The organism is Bacillus sp. C-3-6, assembly GCF_054509685.1.
This window is the reverse complement of the sequence record NZ_CM137247.1, coordinates 1,320,439-1,337,986: the sequence shown is the minus strand read 5'-3', so window position 1 is coordinate 1,337,986 and position 17,548 is coordinate 1,320,439. Positions and strand designations below refer to the sequence as shown.

Below are 17,548 nucleotides of genomic sequence, written 5' to 3'. Positions count from 1 at the left end.
TTAAACATCCCTTCTCGTTATACGCCGCGTTTATTTCCCCATACTAACGCATGAAGCTGAGGCAATACTTTTGCATCATTCATCTCTTTACAATTTACAGCTTTATCAATCAGCCACTCATACTTATCTAATAATTTTTTAATAAGCATCGCATCATCCACTGTTTTTGTATCATCGTTTCCTACTTGCAGGAAAAATGGTACACCTGGATAACGTTCGTGCATCTTAACTGCATATTCAAAATCATGATCATCGAATACTACTACTTTTAAACTAATATCTTTTCCTGCTAGTTTCTGAATAATAGCATCTAACTTCTGAAAATCTGTTTTCATCGTCGAACTTGGTGGTTTTGGAGAAATTGTTACCTCATCAATTTGAAGTAACCAATCTTGCCATTTACTCCCTTGCGTTTCAATTGCCGTTCGCATTCCATTTTCTTTTAATATTGAAAGAAGAAACTCAATATTTTTCAGTAATGCCGGATTTCCGCCTGAAATCGTAACATGAGAAAAATTTTCTCCTCCAATTGCAACAAGCTCATCCCAAATATCTTCTGGTGTCATCTGTCTAATTTGATCTTTAGCTGATCCATCCCACGTAAAAGCAGAATCACACCAAGCACAGCTATAATCACAACCAGCTGTACGGATAAACATTGTCTTTTGCCCTACAACCATTCCTTCACCTTGAATAGTCGGACCGAATATTTCTAAGACAGGGATTTTACTCATCAAGCATCCACTCCCGTCTTACTTCCGCATAACTAGTCGGCGTCTCAAATAGACGAACAAATTCAACGCGGGCTCCTTTATATTCGTTCACTCGATTCTCTTTTGTTAGTGCTTCTGCCATCTTTTCATAAATCCAAACGACCATATTTTCAGCAGTCGTATTCATTGCAGGTAACGTTTCGTTTAAATAACGATGATCCAAATAAATTTCGATTTCATTCTTCCAAATTTCTTTTATATCTCCAAAGTCAATTGCAAGACCTATTTCATTTACATATCCACTAATTCCAAATACAACTTTATATGTGTGACCATGTAAGTTTTTACATTTCCCTTCATAACAGTGTAAATGGTGTGCTGCATCAAATGTAAATTCCTTGCTGACCATTACTCTTTTATTATGGTATTTGAGTTGTTTACGCTGAATATCCTTGTCCATTTTTTGCAAATTCTCTACGATGCGAAATCCAAAAAAGTTATCCATTAGTTGTTCGCTCCTTCGCGTTCCTGTAGGTACGTATCTAATCCTGCTTTACGAAGTTGACATGCTGGACATTCACCGCAACCATCACCAATGATTCCGTTATAACATGTTAATGTTTTTTCCCGAACAAACTCAAATGCTCCAAGTTCATCTGATAATTTCCATGTTTCAGCTTTATCAATCCACATAAGTGGCGTGTGTATGACAAACGGGTAATCCATAGATAAATTTAAAGTAACGTTTAACGATTTCACAAACACGTCACGGCAGTCTGGATAACCACTGAAATCAGTTTCACATACACCTGTTACAATATGACGTGCTCCAACTTGTTTTGCTAATACAGCAGCAAATGATAGGAAGAGTAAATTTCGTCCATCTACAAATGTCGATGGCAATTCACCTTCTTCATGTGTAATCTCCATATCCGTTCTCGTTAACGCATTTGGAGCAAGTTGATTTAATAGACTCATATCTAGTACCGTATGCTTTATTCCTAGCTCTTTTGCAATTTCCGCTGCACAATCAATTTCTAGCTTATGACGTTGATTGTAATTAAATGTTACAGCTTCTACCTCTGCAAACTGCTCTATTGCCCAAAATAAACATGTCGTACTATCTTGTCCTCCACTAAAAACAACAACTGCTTTTTCTTTTTTCATTTCACTCATTCTCCTTCTCTACTATAAATAAGAAGAAAGAACGTTCTTGAACTGTCACAATAAAAAAACAAAACAATACCTAAGGATATTGTTGTTTCCATAGTTTTTTATAGAGGGAGTTCGCGAACCTCTCCCGCGCGGTGCACGGAATTTCTTCTTTCATTGACACAGCTTATTGTAACATATTGTATACTAGCGTAAAAATTTCTGATTTTTCCGCTATTTATCATTTCATTTCTTTCATTTTATAGTATGATTAATTTAATATAAGAAGAGAGGAGGCATCCCACTGAAATCCTTTATTATTTATCTCTTTTTAAATATATTATTCATCCTGATTACAATGCTCGTATATCATTTATTTTGGAATCAAAAAGGGAAACGCTCTCCTAAATTAAATTCAGCTATATTCATTGTACTCTGTTGCCTCGCTACCGTACTCTGTATTACATTTGCAGCAAAAACAAATAATGGTTTTCAATTTGATATGCGCCATATTGTATTAATTGTCGGTACATTAACGGGAGGGCCTATTGCTGGTGGTTCTATCTTAGTCGTATTAAACATATATCGCTTATTATTAGGTGGGATCGGTGTTTTCCCATCTCTTATCGGTTCTGTTCTTCTATTTATTGTTCTACTATTAACATATAAATTTTTCAATCGAACTTCTAATCGTATAAAAATAACACTTGCTATTATCTACAGTCTCACATACGGATTTAGTTGGATACCCTTCTTCCTTTCAAAGGTTACAAATAAGACTGATTATATACCGCATATTATTGTGTATGAGTTATGTTCAATGCTTGGTACGATTCTAATTTTATATTTACTACACATATTACAAACTCAAGTTCGTCTCCAAAACGAACTTATAAATGCTGAAAAATTTCATTTAATTGGTGAAATGGCAGCGTCTATCTCTCATGAAATTCGCAATCCATTAACTTCAACAAAAGGGTTTTTACAACTGTTACAATCAGATACATGCACTGAGCAGGAACGAAAATTATATATCGACATTGCCATTAACGGCATTGAACAAGCAAATCATGTTCTTACAGATTATTTAACCTTTGCTAAACCAAGCATTGAAAAAGAACAAACATTACAGTTAGAAGAAGAATTACTACATGCATTGTCGTTAATTACACCGCTTGCTAATTTAACAAATGTACGTACTCATTATATAAAGCAAAGCACTTCTTTTTTTATCGCTGGAGAAAAGCAAAAACTAAATCAATGTTTATTAAATATTTTAAAAAATTGCATTGAGGCTATGCCAAAAGGCGGTGATCTTTATTTCACATTAGTTCCTGATCATAAGCATATTCAGTTATATATAAAAGATACAGGAGTCGGTATGGATTCAGAACAAGTAAAACGTCTTGGCTCGCCTTTCTATTCAACGAAAGAAAAAGGCACTGGACTTGGAATGATGGTCGTATTCAGTGTTGTTCAAGCTATGAATGGAAAAATTGATATTATAAGTGAAAAAGGAATCGGTACAACCTTTTTATTAACTTTTCCACTCATACAAAAAACGTGATGAAATAATCATCACGTTTTTTCTGTTCCTTCAACTAATTCAGCAAAAGCTTTCACTTTTCCGTGCGGTTGTTGATTTTCTTTACGCGCTTTCCAGGCGCGCTCTTCTTCTCGCTTCTTCTTAGACATATTTTTTCAACTCCTTCTTTTCTTTCTCCATGTAGTATTCCAAAATAAGAAAGAAAACTATGCACGTATCAAAAAAAGAAGTGGTTTCCCACTTCTTCCACTTTAGCGCTGCAAAATTGCATGTTTCGCCTCTTTTAATTGCGTAAGATGTCTTTGTTCATGCAAATCAAGAAATTGAACCCATTGATACAAATTCAGATCATTAAAAACAGGATGCTTTAATCCATTTTCAAATAGATCTTTTTCATCTATAACACTATGAAGCGCATGTAATAGTTCTTGTCGTGAATGTTCTAGTAATTGAATTCCTTGCTGTTTTTTCATTAAAGTTTCTGTTGGTTGCATTTGCTGAGGAGCTTCTCGTTTATGTGTGCGATCAATCGTAAGTTGGAGGTCTTTAAATGGAGTCATGTTTCTTTCATTTTTTTGTAAAGCATATACAAGGGCAGACGTGACAGATTGTTCAACTAAATGCAAGTGGTGTAAAATTTGAATAATACTCCATTTATCACGGCGTGGCTTTACATTCACTTCTGTATCATTTAACATTTCAATTTCTGATAATAGCGTGCTTCGAGTAGACTGTAATGAGCTTACTAAACTTTCTAAACTCACATCCATATTAGATTGAAGCATACTTCTTTCCCCCCTTTTTGTTGGTGAAAAGAGGTGCTCCTTATTAGAAACACCTCTTTAGTATTCTGAATTTTCTTTTATTATCTCATCATTTTCCCATTATGTCGATGTTAAACATGTGAAAAAAAGCGCATGTTTTTTACAATTTTGTGTCGTCAATCGCATGTAACCATGCTTCAATTTCTGTAATAACACTTTTCACACAGCCTTCAGCAAATGGTGATGTTAAATTTGCAACTTCTACTAATTCTAAGAACGATTTACTTCCACCTTGTTGGCACAGATTCACATAATCTTCCCATGCCTCTTGTCTATTATCTCTTGCACGTTTCCAAAATTGTAGCGCACAAATTTGAGCAAGCGTGTAATCAATATAATAGAAAGGTGAGCTATAAATATGCCCTTGACGTTGCCAAAAACCACCGCGCTCTAAATAATCATTATCCTCATAATCACGATGCGGTAAATATTTCTTCTCTATGTTACGCCACGCTGTCTTACGCTCTTCAGGTGATGCTTCAGGATTTTCATATACATAATGTTGATATTCATCAACAGATACACCATAAGGTAAAAACAGAAGTGCTGAACTTAAGTGAGAGAAGTAATATTTATCTGCATCTTCTTCAAAGAATAGCTTCATCCATGGCCATGTAAAGAATTCCATACTCATAGAGTGGATTTCACATGCCTCATATGTTGGCCAATTATATTCTGGAATTTCAAATTTACGACTTTCATATACTTGGAAAGCATGACCTGCTTCATGTGTTAATACATCAATGTCACCAGATGTTCCATTGAAGTTTGAGAAAATAAATGGCGCTTTATAATTCTCAATATATGTACAATATCCGCCACCAGCTTTTCCTTTTTTCGCAACTAAATCTAATAAATCGTTATCTAGCATGAAATTGAAAAATTCATCTGTTTCAGCCGATAACTCTTTATACATCGTCTTTCCATGATCAACAATCCAATCCGCATCTCCTTTTGGAGTTGGGTTACCTGTAGCAAACTCAAAGTTTTCGTCGTAATAAGCTAACTTCTCTACACCGATACGTGCTTGTTGTCGCTTTCTTAATTCCGTTGTAACGGGAACGATATAATCCAGCACTTGCTGACGGTAATTAGCCACCATCTCCGCATTATAATCTGTACGGTACATTCTTGCATATCCAAGTTCAACAAAGGTTTTGAAACCTAAAGATTTTGCGATTTTCGTTCTCACTTTAACAAGCTCATCATAAATACGATCTAGTTCTTCCTCATTTCCAGCTAAAAATCCGTAGTATGCTTCACTTGCTGCTTTACGTTCGCTTCTTTCTTTTCCTTGCATAAACGGAATCAATTGCGATAACGTTCTTTCTTCTCCAGCAAAGTCAATTTTTGCGGATGCTAATAACTGTGTATATTGCGACGATAATTTATTTTCTAATTGTAAATCTTTCACGACTTCATCTGAATATGTTTTTAAATCACATTCTGCTAGAGCAAATAATTGTTTTCCATAATACGCCTCTAATTCTTCACGAAATGGAGAATTAATAAGTGCCTTATAATATTTTGTACCATATCCTTGTACAACTGGAGAGAATTCATCAAAGAAATCCTGCTCCTCCTTATAAAAAGTATCCGTCGTATCAACAGAATGGCGAATGTAACAAAGGTTTCCCATTGTACCAAAATCGTTGCGAATTTCATTAATTGAATGAATGACTTGTTTTTGTTCTTCTACAGTTTTTGCGTTATCAAACTTCTCTAAAGCAACAGTAAATTTCTCTTTTAACTCTTCAATATTTGGGCGTTTATATTCATAGTCTTTAAATGACATGAACGAGCCTCCTCTCCATTACATACCTTTATTATAATTCAATACGTATTCTCGAATTCCCTCTTAATTTTCAACAAAATTCGGCAGTGACTACTCTGAGTTCATTGCAAATAAAAAAGCCCTGGATTTATTTATCCAAAGCTCCTTTGGAACATATTATTATTTTTCATACTTCCCAATTTTTTTTAATAGATCAAGTAATTCATCTTTTTCATCTTTCGTTAACATTTCAAAAGACTGATGTATAACTTTCTCATGCCCCGGAAAAATAGAAGCAATAAAGTTCTCGCCAGACTCAGTTAATTGCGCGTAAATAACACGTCTGTCATTCGGACATGGGATTCTCTTTACTAATCCCTTTTTCTCCAGCTTATCTACAACATATGTAATGCTGCCACTGGCTATTAAAATGCGCTCACCAATTTGCTGGAGTGGTTGACCGCCTTTATGATATAGCAGTTCTAATACAGCAAATTCAGTTGGATTTAACCCGTTACTTTGTATAGATTTATTTGTAGTATCCATAACAGAACGATGTACACGAGATAATGCAATAAATACTTTTAAAGATTGAGAAATATCTTCTCGTTCATTATTTGATGTCATAGAACTTTCAACCCTTCACTTAAATTCTCAGCAATAAAAAGAAAATGCCACTTCATACTTCATGTGAATTCCGAATGAGCATTCACTCATCCATTTCCTCTCCCCTAATATATTAAGAATCATTCTTGAATAAAAACATGACAATTTTAACATAGTTTATATATAATGATAATAAAAAAAGAAGGAGTACCACATTTGAAAGTCAAATTCCAAAGCATAATTATATATATATTGCTTGTTATCCTACCGACAATAGGGATTGGTGCTACATTTTATTCGTATCATACATATAAAATGAAACAGGAAAACAAATTATCCGCTCATACAGTTCTCTTTTTATATAGAGATTATTTAGATCATCATCTTGGTGAAGCAATTTCTGCTTTAGACATGCTTGCAAAAGTTGTAGGCACCGAGACTGGTAATATAAACGGCATTAAACAAATTGTACATGATACAGATGGGAACGATGCACGCTTCTCTGGTTTATATTACGCTACACCAGAAGGGGTCATTACAATCTCATCTGAAGATGAATCAAAGCCTATAGATGTTTCAGACCGTAAATATATTCAAGACGTGCTACAAACTAAAAAAACCACTGTATCATCAGTCATTACTGATCGCGTTCTTGGACATAAAGCTATTATGATTGCTACCCCCATATTCAATAAACAGAAAGAGCTCTCAGGATTATTATTAGCTAGTTTACGCTTTGATTACATTTCATCTTCTTTAAATGCCATTAAACCACAATACCATTTTGAGGTAACTGATAAACATGATGTAGTTTTTCTAACCGATGATAATAACGACACAAGTGATACGCATTCTAATATGCTTACTACCCCACTCCAAAGATTAAATTGGAAGGTCTCTGTTTCTCCATTACCTATTCATCAGAAAACCTTATACCAGTGGGTTGCAATAGAGTGTATCGCTACTTTATTTTTAATATCTATTTTATTTTTACTTGCTCAATATATGTTGTTAAAACGTCAAACAAAACTTGAAAGACAACAAAACGAACTACAGAAAATTGAATTAGTTGGAACTTTTGCAGCAAGTACAGCACACGAAATCCGTAATCCTCTTACTGGAATTAAAGGACTCGTCGCTCTATTAAAAGAGAAATATAAAGATGAACAAGATCAGTTCTACTTTTCCGTAATTGAACAAGAAATAGAGCGAATCAATGAAATTGTAAGTGAATTTCTTATTCTCGGAAAGCCAACCGCCATCATCGAACAAACATATGATGTAAGAACAATTCTAAATGAGGTAGCATTAATTATTCAATCTGAGGCGAATTTACATAACATTGTATTCCATTTACATTTGCCAGACCATCCTGTTCATATCCGTTGTTCGAAAGACCATATGAAACAAGTGGTTTTAAACATTACAAAAAATGCAATTGAGGCTATGACTTCTAGTGATACACTAACCATTGTAGTAAAAAACAATGAAACACATGCACAATTGCAGATTATAGATACTGGGAAAGGGATTCCACAACATATTCAAAAACACCTCTTTCATCCGTTCTTTACTAATAAAGATACTGGAACAGGTCTTGGACTTGTCATATGTAAACGAATTGTAGAGATGTATAATGGGCATATTTTTATCGACAGTACAGAAAATGAAGGAACGACAGTTCATATCGAAATTCCGTTACACATAGTATAATTATCCTTATCCTATAAGGGTAATTATACTTATTTCATAAAACCAGCCACAAGCATTCGCCAAAAATTATTTGATTTTCCTTCATACCCGATTTGGAAAATAGGTATTTTTATAATTGAAAACCATTTCGGTGTTTGTTTTTCTTTATAACATTGATATTGTAAAATAAGCTTGTCCAATTCTTGACTAACTTGAATTGTCTCCCTACTATTTAGCCCACTTGTTAATCCTAGTTGAATCATTTCTTCACGTTTCATATGAATATCACGTGAAAGCTTTTCTAATGTGTACTTCCTTTTTACAGTAAACATCCATATCCCCCTTATTATACTTCCATGCTCTTAACTTCACTTCTCCATTGAATTTTTTTAACTACTTAATCATATGCAAATTTGAAGAATCAGAAAATTTAACATTTTCTCCCTGTAATTTACAAATCTTTACCCTCACTTTGAGAATTATTACAAATTATTCTATCTTTGTAAATACATTCGCAATAATAGACATTTTTTTCATCTTCTTTTTTTATAAATTCTACGTAAACCGGGGATTCTTAATTTTCCACCTACTTTTCTTCGACATTTTTTGTTTAATTTATATAAAAAAGCAAAACATAATGATGATTGATAAAGTGAAACTTTCATCAGTGTTTTTTGTTCAGCCCCACTGATTATTAGCATTCATCAATCGGGCGTTTATTGGCAGTGAATCTCCCACCTATCCAGCCCAATGTTGAGGTGGGAGTCTTACTACCCACAAATAGCGGGATAACAAGAGAAAGGAAATATTTATATGCGAAAATATACGATTGCATTATTCATCATTGTTTTGTTTTTACCGTCCTTCTTATTTCCTATTCAAGCAACTGCTCATACGAATAAAGTTGCTATTGTCATTGATGATTTCGGTAATAATATGAAGGGGACTAATCAAATGTTGTCACTTCCAATTCCACTAACTGTTGCTGTTATGCCTTTTCTTCCTTCCACAAAAGAAGATGCAATAGCTGCCCATAAGAAAGGCCATGAAGTTATTATACATATGCCAATGGAACCTATTAAAGGTAAAAAAGAATGGCTTGGGCCGAAAGCCATTACAACCGATTTAAGCGATGAAGAAATAAACAACCGACTTGAACAAGCGATTCAAGAAGTTCCGCATGCAATTGGAATGAACAATCATATGGGGTCAAAAGTAACAGCGGATGAAAGAATTGTTCGCCTTATACTTGCTGCTTGTAAAAAACACGGTTTATTTTACCTAGATAGTAAAACGAATCCTAAGAGTGTCGTCCCAAAAATCGGAAAAGAATTAGGAGTTCCTATTATTGAAAACCAACTATTTTTTGATGATGTGTATACAGCAGGACATATTTCAAAACAAGCCCAATTACTCATCAAAAAAATTCAAGAAAAACCCATTATGGTAGCTATCGGGCATGTGGGCCCCCCAGGTGAAATTACATCACGCGTTATTGAAACTTCTATCCCTAAAATTCGTGAGCATGCAGACTTTATTTTTTTATCTGATCTAGCATTATCCCCGCCTCCTGTTTCAAAATAAAGTTCATTACTCACATATAACCAGCCCTCACCAATCGGACTTTTACGGGAAGCCCCCCATTGCTTTCACTGAATTTTGAGGTGGGGATCTTACCGCCCACAAATAGCGGGACAAAAAAGTACCTATCTGTATATAACAGATAGGTACTTTTTTAACTTAAATATAATCTACATGACTCACTCTGAATCCTTTTTTCTCTATTTTTCCGATTAATTGCTTTAATCTTCTTTCATCTAACTCATCTGATATATTTACAATAACCCGACGGATATATTGATCACCGTTATCGAGTGTAAACAAACCACCGATATTATATGCTTTTAACAATGTCCCAAGCTCTTTAATCGTCCCCTTACAATCTTGTGTTGCAATTGTTAATATATAACCACCTGTTCGCATACCAAATGAATCTTCAATAACATCAAATATATTCGAATGCGTTAACATACCGACAAATTCATTATAATCATTTAGCACGGCTAAAAACGGAAGCCGACGAATTACATAAAAGGCTCTGAAGAAGGAATCCTTTTCAAAAATAAATGCATTAGAATTGTCAAGCATATCTCCTGCACTTACATGATCTAATCCGCTATTGCATTTTTTTTCTAATAAATCTACTTTATAAATAATCCCCGTGAATTTCTTCTCATCTTCTGCTAATACCGGGATGGCTCGAAATCCCGTTTCGTTCATCATTTGCAGTGCCTCTTCACCAGAATCATTTATTTTGCAAAATGTTACTTGCTGCTTTGGCAGAAAATGATATTTAACTCGCAAAATATGTTCCTCCTTACATGTCAACATGTAATCTATATATAATAAGGAGACCTATATTTTATGAGTGAAATTATTTTTAAAACGCTTTCATTTATTTATTAACTTGTATCCATATCACATACATTTTTATATAACAGAGCTCCTTGCGCCCTTAATCATTAATAACTTTACATGATAGTTCATTAAATATTCTATACCCTCTAGCCATTTTTTTGATTCTTCTGGCGTTTTCCCCCACACAATCATGCCGTAATTATGAACAAGAACTACTCCTCCACCTTCAATGAAATTCGGAACATTACTTTCTAATAAATCAGCGAATTTTTTTTCATCTTCTACAATTGGAATTGTCATTTCTGTTATACCTTCTTTTCCGAAAACACGCTCCACACTGCGTTTATCGAACGTTACTTCTCCTTCTTCTCCATATAACTCTGATATTAAATGACTATCTACAGTCTGCACTTGTAAAATACATCCTGCACTACTTTTTTTATAAATATCTGCATGCATAAATGACTCTGCAGCTGGTTTTTCTTCATTTTCAAATACTGACTCGCACATGCAATTTACGACAATAAAATCTTCTTCCGAAAATAGCCCTTTATCTCTTCCCTCAACATTTACTAAGAATGTTAACGGCTCTTTTGACGTACATAGCGATAAACTAATTTTGGTACCATAAAACCAATCACGAAGTGCCAATTCAGATTTCACATCTTTTAATTCATTCCATCTCTTCAGAAAAAATAACATTTCGTCACCCCCGGCATAATATTCATATAAGGTTCGAATCCTTTCTATGTAAAAGGAATATTTTTTGATTATTCTAAAAATTTAATTGAATTATCACATGAGAACGCTTTTTTGTCAATATAGTTTCGTGGTTCTTCTTTAAAATAGGCTATTCATATGTCTATACTCCTATCTATTTCCTATTTCATTTTGCACATAAAAAAATACGCTATTCTTTAATTAAAGAATAGCGTATTTTCCTCATTTTTTATCCCGCTATTTACCGGGCAGTAAGACCCCCACTGATTAAAGCTTCACTTTATTTCTTTATTGCATTATATAAAAACTGTGCGTATTGTTCACGTGTTACGAAATTATCTCCTAAAAAGTTCCCTTCCCCGTCACCTTTTGATATTTTATTATCTACTAAAGCTTTCACATATCCTTTCGCCCAATGGCCATTTGGTATATCTTTAAAATTCTCTGCACTATTTTCATTTTCTTTTAACTGAAATACTCTTTGTAGTACTACTGACATTTCATATCGAGTTAATACTCCATCTGGACGGAATGTATCATTTCCATACCCTGTCATAATCCCAGCTTGAACTACTGCATCAATAGCCGTTTCATACATATTTCCTTTCGTATCTGTAAAGGTCGTTTTTGGTTTTAGATTATTTTCTAATTTTAAGTACCTTTGTATTAGAAGTGCTACTTGTCCACGAGTAATGTTATCCCCAAATCCAAATTCACCATTTCCATAGCCTATAAATAACTTTTCTTTCGCTAAGTAATTAATTGCTTCTTCTGACCAATGTCCTTTTGGCACATCTTTAAACTCTACCACTTCTGTTTTCTCATCTTCTTTAGATGTATTACCGTCTTTACTTTCTACTACATTTTGAATAACAGATCCTGTAAAGAAGATTCCTGTATCCGCGAATGGATCTTTCACACCAAATTCATATACTTTCTCACCTGGTGTACTCCATTTCACTACACCATTACTATACGTACCGTTATCGCTCTTCAGACGGATTTTCGTAGAAACCTCACCATCTTTTTCATATATAGGTACTTTTACTTCTTTATTTACTTCTGTTTCCTCTAAAAATACTTTTTGATTTTGGACATTAATATAAGCCGTCTTACTTAGTTCTATAACTGGTCGGACATCACGGATTTCATTTGCAACAAAACTTAGAAATACTAATTTTTTCAAATTGCTCACTGGTGATAAGTCTGAAATATAATTCGCTTCTAAATCAAGCTTTTGTAAGTTTACTAGACTTGATAATGGCGTAATATCCTTTAACTCATTGTTAGGTAAGTGTAATTGTTTTAACTGTGTCATCTTACTTAGAGGAGTAACATCTTTTATTTCATTTTTCCCGATCCACAATTCTTCTAATTGCTTCATTTGCTCAATGCCGGATAAATCTTTAACTTTATTACGTGTTAATACTAAATCTGTTAAAGGTAATGAATATAACGCTTTAATATCTTCAATTTGATTACCTGCTAAAGTTAAGTATGTTACATTTTTCAAAGCGCTTAATGGAGCAACGTTCGTAATTTTATTATTTGCTAAATTCAAGTAATCTAGTTGTTCCATTTTCGCTAATGCTGTTACATCTTCTATTTGGTTGCCTGATAGATATAAACTTTTTACATTTTTCATTTCAGTTAGTGGTGCAACGTTTGTAATTTTATTATTACTTAAATCAAGAGATTCTAAATTATCCATCTTAACAAGTGGCGTTACATCTGCAAATTCATTACCACGCAAAGCTAAATGATTTAATTGCTTTAAGTTCGCAAAGAACGACGGGTCTTTTATCTTCGCATTCGCAACTGTTAAAGATTTTAAATTTGGCATATATTTTAATGCACTATAATCAAGTATCTCATTTGTATTTAAAAATAAATCCTTTACTTGTAATAACTCTTCTTTCGTAATTGGTGTATTTAAATCTTTTCTATTAAATACTTTTTTATTCACAAGTTCTCTTAATTTGTTATCTGTTATCATATTTTGATTATCAACTGGATTATCCGTTTCCGTATTGCCTGAATTAGAGTTATCATCTAGTTTCTCTGTTTCTTTGTTACCTACAGTTGGATCTTTAATTTCAAATTGAACTTGATATTTGTGATCATATCCAATAGCTGGAATAAGTATATGCATTTGCATATTGTGCTTCTTCTCAAACTCGCCAATTTCAAATTGGACTACTTTCGTTCCGTTCTTCCTCTTATCTTCTGACAAAACCTTCACATCATGAAATACACCAGGCTGGTTTCTATCTTCTATTCTAAGATATTGAAAATAATCGCTATCTTGCATTGTTACAGTGACAATTTTTTTACCAGCTGCAATCGTTACTTTAGGATCTTTTATATATTGAGAAACCATAGATGGCTCGTCTTTTTGGTCCTTATATATTTTAATTTCAGTATCATACGTGCGATCACTCGCTGCTGCTACCGATTGATTTGCTTCAACTTTTAATGCCGCTAATGCTGGAGTAGAATACGTAGCAAATGGAATTGCTAATGTTGTCGCTACTACTAGCGCCTTCATATAATTTTTTTTCAAAATAATATCCCCTATCATATATAATTTTTATAATTGATAACCCTTATCAATTACCCACAAATAAATGATAATGAATATCATTATCATTGTCAATGAGAATATTACATTAAATTTATATTTTTAAAGATAAAAAATAAAAAGCCCTTTATTCAAAGGGCTTTTTTACCTATCGTATGAAGAATTTCACTTTTTTCCTTCTCATTGATGACACCAATTTTTTGCAAAATATTCGCGTACAATACAAGTTTATTATATATTCGTTCTGACATGTTCTCCCTTCTTTCCTTCGGCCAACTTTTTTTGTATTGGTAAATTATATGAAAGAGATGAGAAAATGTGTCCACTTTTTGCATAAATGCAAATCTTTTATTTTACGATTTGCAGACAATAAAACTCCCTCCTAAAAATTAGGCGGGAGTTTAGGTACTTTCACTTTATTTAACAAACTGTCCACTGAATATTATGCTTCATAAGTTCTTCTTCAAAACTATATGGCATTTTTTTATCACAAATTACATGTTGAATACGTGAAAATGCTGCTATACGATAATTCCCTTTCACGCCTACCTTCGTATGATCACATAAAATATATGTCTTCTCAGCTAATTTCATCATCGCCTCTGACAATTTCGCTTTCTCTAATTCAAAGCTGGAAACTCCAAAACTAGGTAATAACCCATCAATCGAAACGAACGCTTTATGAAAATGGAATTGCTGTATTACTTGCTGAGAAATAGACCCTGATACACGCGAATGCTTTGGAGATACTTTTCCACCTATAAATAAAACTTCACCGTGAAACATCTTTTTATTAATAGAAGAAATTAATTGTGTTGCGACTGGAAATGAACTTGTTACAATCGTTAAGTTTTTACGATGAACAAGGTATGGAACCATTTGAAGCGGTGTACTTCCATCATCAATTGCAATGACATCACCATCTTCTACAAATGTCGCTGCTTTATAACCAATTCTTTTCTTCTCTTCTATATGTAGCATTTCTCTTTCTAACATTGGCGCCTCTACCCCAGCGCCTGGAAGTTGAACAGCTCCACCATACACTTTTTTCAGCTTCTTTTCACGATCTAATTCTTCTAAATATCGACGAATCGTTTCTGTTGATACAGCAAATTCTCTCGCTAATTCTGAAACCTTTACTTTTCCTTTAAATTCTACCTTTTCAAGAATGGTTCGCTTTCTTTCTTCTCCTACTACAGACATAGATTCACCTCATTTATATCTCCCTCATAAGCTTCCTTGCTTATACAAAGTTATAATTTTCTTTGTAAGTAGAAACTTCTTCATGAATATGAATACCGCGCTTTGCTAGTTCATCAAAAATTAATTGTGGATTTTCAAAAGCTTCTTCAGGCGTAACAACACCCACCCTACTTACATTTCCAGTTGCAATTAACTCTGCAGCAATCCCAAATGGAATACCGACGTTTCTCGTATACGCCCTTAATTTTTCCCATCCTACAACAGAACCATCAGATAACGGATGTGTATGATATAACACATGTCTTTGCTTCTCATTATTTTTCATACCTATTACTTCTACATGAAGTGCATAACCATAAAGCTCTGTTTCTTGTCCTTCTTTCGATTGCAATAAATACTGCGAAATACAATCCATAATGCCTATTTCTTTCCCGTTTATTTCAATCTGATCATTACGCAATATGCCGTAATCATATAAAGCACGTACAAGTTGCATATTTTGCTTCGGCCAAGTTCCTCTCGTCTCTATCAGTTTGACACCTTTATTTTCTAGTGCCTTTGCTAACGTAATCGTTTCAGAATGCGGAATGATATACTGCGTTTCCTTACCATAAGGCGCTGGCAATTCTATTTCTCTCGGACGCGCAAACGGAAGTACTTGTTTAAATTCACCATCTTCATACACTGTACGCGATGGTAAATGTGGATCATATTCATATGTCGTTGTCTCTGTAATTGAAGCAGAAAAAGCAATCGGACGATACGAACCGTGACTTACGCGGACAGACTCTACAGTATCCAGTTGATTTGCTGCATGCATTGCCATCATTTGCGTTACACCTGGCGTCATGCCAAACCCAGGCAAACATGTTTTTTCATTTTGAACAAATATAGCATGCGATTCATTTTCTTCACCAAATCCATTTAGGTTCACACCGTGGCAGCCTGCTTCTGCAATACAGCGAGTCGACAATCCGTTTAGCTTTATCGTCGTACCGTCCAATACAATGTCATAACCTTTCATTTTTGCAACCGTATCCTCGTGATTCGTTACATCTACTTTTACAAAATCAACACGAGGATCGTTGAGCCATTCTACTACTTTACAGCCCTCTTCCTCGTTAAAATCGGCTACAGTAATCGTCTCAAAAGATGAAAATTGAACTAAATCCCAAATAGCTTCACGACAAATTTTACCTGCTCCACCTAAACAAAATACTTTCACCCAATAACAGCTCCTTTAGCAATACTATCAACTAAGCGATTAATATCTTCTTCATGTACATCACCTATATTTCCAATCCGGAACGTATCTACTTTCGAAATTTTCCCAGGGTAAATAACAAATCCATAGCATTTTAATTCGTTATATAACTGTTGAAACTCGAACTCCCCTTTTGGATAAATGAAAGATGTAATAATAGGAGATTGATATTTCTCATCTACTAGTGGCTTAAATCCGATTTCTCCCATTCTATTCACTAGTAGTTTTTGATTGTTGTAATATCGATTGTAACGCGCTCTTACTCCACCCTCTTTTTCTAGTTCAAGTAGTGCTTGATAAAAAGCATGTACAACATGTGTAGGTGAAGTAAAACGCCATTTCCCATTTTGTTTTTCCATCGTTTCCCATTGATCATATAAATCAAGAGATAAAGAGCGTCCTTGCCCTTTACACTTCAATAATTCATCACGTTTTGCGATTACAAATCCAAATCCAGGAACCCCTTGAATACACTTATTCGCACTACTAATTAAAAAATCAATTTGTAAATCAGCAATTTCTATTTCAATCCCGCCGAAACTACTCATCGCATCAACAATTGTAACCTTTCCATACTGCTTTCCTAATCTACATACATCTACAATTGGATTTATAATGCCTGTCGTTGTTTCACAATGAACAACTGCAATATGCGTAATCTCTTTATCTTCTTCCAATAACTTTTCTACTTCTACAATATTAGTAGGTTCCCACTCTTCTGTTTGGCTGACCACTACATCAATCTGTAACATCTCTGCCATTTGTACAATGCGCTTACCGTACGCACCATTTGTACAAACGAGAAGCTTCCCATTTCCCGGAATAACAGAGCCAATTACTGCTTCAACTGAAAACGTACCGCTTCCTTGCATTAACACTGTTGTATATTTCTCTTCTTCCTTCGTCGCTAACGATACAAGTTTAGCTCTTACTTCTTGCACCATCGTATTATATTCAACATCCCACGTACACCAATCGTATAGCATAACTTCTTTTACTGATTTTGTTGTCGTTAATGGTCCTGGTGTTAATAATAAGTAGTGATTTTCATTCAT

The 17,548-nt window shown here is 34.2% G+C and carries 17 protein-coding genes and 1 riboswitch; of the genes, 3 read left to right on the top strand and 14 right to left on the bottom strand.

Features of this window, described 5'->3' with window-relative positions; translation table 11 throughout:
• Window positions 1-17 precede the first annotated feature (17 nt).
• From queE to queC, 3 genes are read right to left on the bottom strand one after another with little or no spacing between them, the layout of a single operon-like run.
• Window positions 18-734, bottom strand: coding sequence for a 7-carboxy-7-deazaguanine synthase QueE (gene queE, locus ACW0JX_RS06865; RefSeq protein ID WP_000036299.1), 717 nt, complete (start codon window positions 732-734; stop codon window positions 18-20).
• Window positions 727-1,218 carry a 6-carboxytetrahydropterin synthase QueD gene (gene queD, locus ACW0JX_RS06860; RefSeq protein ID WP_000368414.1) on the bottom strand — a complete coding sequence of 164 codons (492 nt, stop codon included), beginning with the start codon at window positions 1,216-1,218 and terminating at the stop codon, window positions 727-729. The genes queE and queD overlap by 8 nt, the downstream gene beginning before the upstream one ends.
• A complete protein-coding gene (gene queC / locus ACW0JX_RS06855) occupies window positions 1,218-1,880 on the bottom strand; it encodes a 7-cyano-7-deazaguanine synthase QueC (protein ID WP_000711595.1) in 663 nt (220 codons plus the stop codon). Before queC ends, queD begins: the two co-directional genes overlap by 1 nt.
• A 93-nt stretch (window positions 1,881-1,973) precedes the next feature.
• Window positions 1,974-2,017, bottom strand: a riboswitch (PreQ1 riboswitch).
• A 206-nt stretch (window positions 2,018-2,223) separates the two neighbouring features.
• Between queC and kinB the strand changes: the two genes are divergently transcribed.
• Window positions 2,224-3,432, top strand: coding sequence for a sporulation sensor histidine kinase KinB (kinB, locus tag ACW0JX_RS06850; protein ID WP_000964151.1), 1,209 nt, complete (start codon window positions 2,224-2,226; stop codon window positions 3,430-3,432).
• 11 nt (window positions 3,433-3,443) lie between these two features.
• On the opposite strand, the gene ACW0JX_RS06845 is transcribed toward kinB, so the two are convergent.
• The 4 genes from ACW0JX_RS06845 to ACW0JX_RS06830 all read right to left on the bottom strand — a co-directional run bounded on the left by ACW0JX_RS06845 (window position 3,444) and on the right by ACW0JX_RS06830 (window position 6,636).
• Window positions 3,444-3,560, bottom strand: a complete 117-nt coding sequence (locus tag ACW0JX_RS06845) for a DUF6254 family protein (protein ID WP_000038355.1) — start codon at window positions 3,558-3,560, stop codon at window positions 3,444-3,446.
• 102 nt (window positions 3,561-3,662) lie between these two features.
• On the bottom strand, window positions 3,663-4,196 hold the full coding sequence (locus tag ACW0JX_RS06840) for a DinB family protein (protein WP_098975727.1): 534 nt from the start codon (window positions 4,194-4,196) through the stop codon (window positions 3,663-3,665).
• A 139-nt stretch (window positions 4,197-4,335) separates the two neighbouring features.
• The gene (locus tag ACW0JX_RS06835) at window positions 4,336-6,030 is read right to left on the bottom strand and encodes a M3 family oligoendopeptidase (protein ID WP_063546912.1); all 1,695 of its coding nucleotides are present in this window, start codon (window positions 6,028-6,030) and stop codon (window positions 4,336-4,338) included.
• Window positions 6,031-6,189: 159 nt separating this feature from the next.
• On the bottom strand, window positions 6,190-6,636 hold the full coding sequence (locus tag ACW0JX_RS06830; protein ID WP_000203336.1) for a MarR family winged helix-turn-helix transcriptional regulator: 447 nt from the start codon (window positions 6,634-6,636) through the stop codon (window positions 6,190-6,192).
• 195 nt (window positions 6,637-6,831) lie between these two features.
• Between ACW0JX_RS06830 and ACW0JX_RS06825 the strand changes: the two genes are divergently transcribed.
• Window positions 6,832-8,328 (top strand): DUF3149 domain-containing protein, encoded by a 1,497-nt coding sequence (locus ACW0JX_RS06825; RefSeq protein WP_098975726.1) that lies wholly within the window; start codon window positions 6,832-6,834, stop codon window positions 8,326-8,328.
• Between the two features lie 29 nt (window positions 8,329-8,357).
• Here the strand turns inward: ACW0JX_RS06825 and ACW0JX_RS06820 are convergent, their stop codons facing one another.
• Window positions 8,358-8,639: an aspartyl-phosphate phosphatase Spo0E family protein gene (locus ACW0JX_RS06820; RefSeq protein ID WP_000495536.1), complete on the bottom strand. Its 282-nt coding sequence runs from the start codon at window positions 8,637-8,639 to the stop codon at window positions 8,358-8,360.
• Window positions 8,640-9,120: 481 nt separating this feature from the next.
• Between ACW0JX_RS06820 and ACW0JX_RS06815 the strand changes: the two genes are divergently transcribed.
• Window positions 9,121-9,891 (top strand): divergent polysaccharide deacetylase family protein, encoded by a 771-nt coding sequence (locus ACW0JX_RS06815; RefSeq protein ID WP_001234111.1) that lies wholly within the window; start codon window positions 9,121-9,123, stop codon window positions 9,889-9,891.
• 156 nt (window positions 9,892-10,047) lie between these two features.
• On the opposite strand, the gene cbpA is transcribed toward ACW0JX_RS06815, so the two are convergent.
• The 6 genes from cbpA to phnW all read right to left on the bottom strand — a co-directional run bounded on the left by cbpA (window position 10,048) and on the right by phnW (window position 17,548).
• Window positions 10,048-10,671, bottom strand: coding sequence for a cyclic di-AMP binding protein CbpA (gene cbpA, locus ACW0JX_RS06810; protein ID WP_016082373.1), 624 nt, complete (start codon window positions 10,669-10,671; stop codon window positions 10,048-10,050).
• A gap of 126 nt (window positions 10,672-10,797) precedes the next feature.
• The gene (locus ACW0JX_RS06805; RefSeq protein ID WP_000896010.1) at window positions 10,798-11,427 is read right to left on the bottom strand and encodes a class II aldolase/adducin family protein; all 630 of its coding nucleotides are present in this window, start codon (window positions 11,425-11,427) and stop codon (window positions 10,798-10,800) included.
• Window positions 11,428-11,725: 298 nt separating this feature from the next.
• Entirely contained in the window at window positions 11,726-14,026 is a 2,301-nt protein-coding gene (locus ACW0JX_RS06800; protein WP_095691185.1) for an NEAT domain-containing leucine-rich repeat protein, read from the bottom strand.
• 420 nt (window positions 14,027-14,446) lie between these two features.
• On the bottom strand, window positions 14,447-15,229 hold the full coding sequence (locus ACW0JX_RS06795; RefSeq protein ID WP_000117666.1) for a DeoR/GlpR family DNA-binding transcription regulator: 783 nt from the start codon (window positions 15,227-15,229) through the stop codon (window positions 14,447-14,449).
• Window positions 15,230-15,269: 40 nt separating this feature from the next.
• Window positions 15,270-16,454: a saccharopine dehydrogenase family protein gene (locus tag ACW0JX_RS06790; RefSeq protein WP_095691187.1), complete on the bottom strand. Its 1,185-nt coding sequence runs from the start codon at window positions 16,452-16,454 to the stop codon at window positions 15,270-15,272.
• Complete coding sequence (gene phnW, locus ACW0JX_RS06785; protein WP_095691188.1) at window positions 16,451-17,548, bottom strand: 2-aminoethylphosphonate--pyruvate transaminase; 1,098 nt, start codon at window positions 17,546-17,548, stop codon at window positions 16,451-16,453. Before phnW ends, ACW0JX_RS06790 begins: the two co-directional genes overlap by 4 nt.

Coding starts and splice junctions, on each gene's coding strand:
- queE (WP_000036299.1), bottom strand. CDS start 734: ATGAGTAAAATCCCTGTCTTAGAAATATTCGGTCCGACTATTCAAGGT.
- queD (WP_000368414.1), bottom strand. CDS start 1,218: ATGGATAACTTTTTTGGATTTCGCATCGTAGAGAATTTGCAAAAAATG.
- queC (WP_000711595.1), bottom strand. CDS start 1,880: ATGAAAAAAGAAAAAGCAGTTGTTGTTTTTAGTGGAGGACAAGATAGT.
- kinB (WP_000964151.1), top strand. CDS start 2,224: ATGCTCGTATATCATTTATTTTGGAATCAAAAAGGGAAACGCTCTCCT.
- ACW0JX_RS06845 (WP_000038355.1), bottom strand. CDS start 3,560: ATGTCTAAGAAGAAGCGAGAAGAAGAGCGCGCCTGGAAAGCGCGTAAA.
- ACW0JX_RS06840 (WP_098975727.1), bottom strand. CDS start 4,196: ATGCTTCAATCTAATATGGATGTGAGTTTAGAAAGTTTAGTAAGCTCA.
- ACW0JX_RS06835 (WP_063546912.1), bottom strand. CDS start 6,030: ATGTCATTTAAAGACTATGAATATAAACGCCCAAATATTGAAGAGTTA.
- ACW0JX_RS06830 (WP_000203336.1), bottom strand. CDS start 6,636: ATGACATCAAATAATGAACGAGAAGATATTTCTCAATCTTTAAAAGTA.
- ACW0JX_RS06820 (WP_000495536.1), bottom strand. CDS start 8,639: ATGTTTACTGTAAAAAGGAAGTACACATTAGAAAAGCTTTCACGTGAT.
- ACW0JX_RS06815 (WP_001234111.1), top strand. CDS start 9,121: ATGCGAAAATATACGATTGCATTATTCATCATTGTTTTGTTTTTACCG.
- ACW0JX_RS06805 (WP_000896010.1), bottom strand. CDS start 11,427: ATGTTATTTTTTCTGAAGAGATGGAATGAATTAAAAGATGTGAAATCT.
- ACW0JX_RS06800 (WP_095691185.1), bottom strand. CDS start 14,026: ATGATAGGGGATATTATTTTGAAAAAAAATTATATGAAGGCGCTAGTA.
- ACW0JX_RS06795 (WP_000117666.1), bottom strand. CDS start 15,229: ATGTCTGTAGTAGGAGAAGAAAGAAAGCGAACCATTCTTGAAAAGGTA.
- phnW (WP_095691188.1), bottom strand. CDS start 17,548: ATGAATGAAAATCACTACTTATTATTAACACCAGGACCATTAACGACA.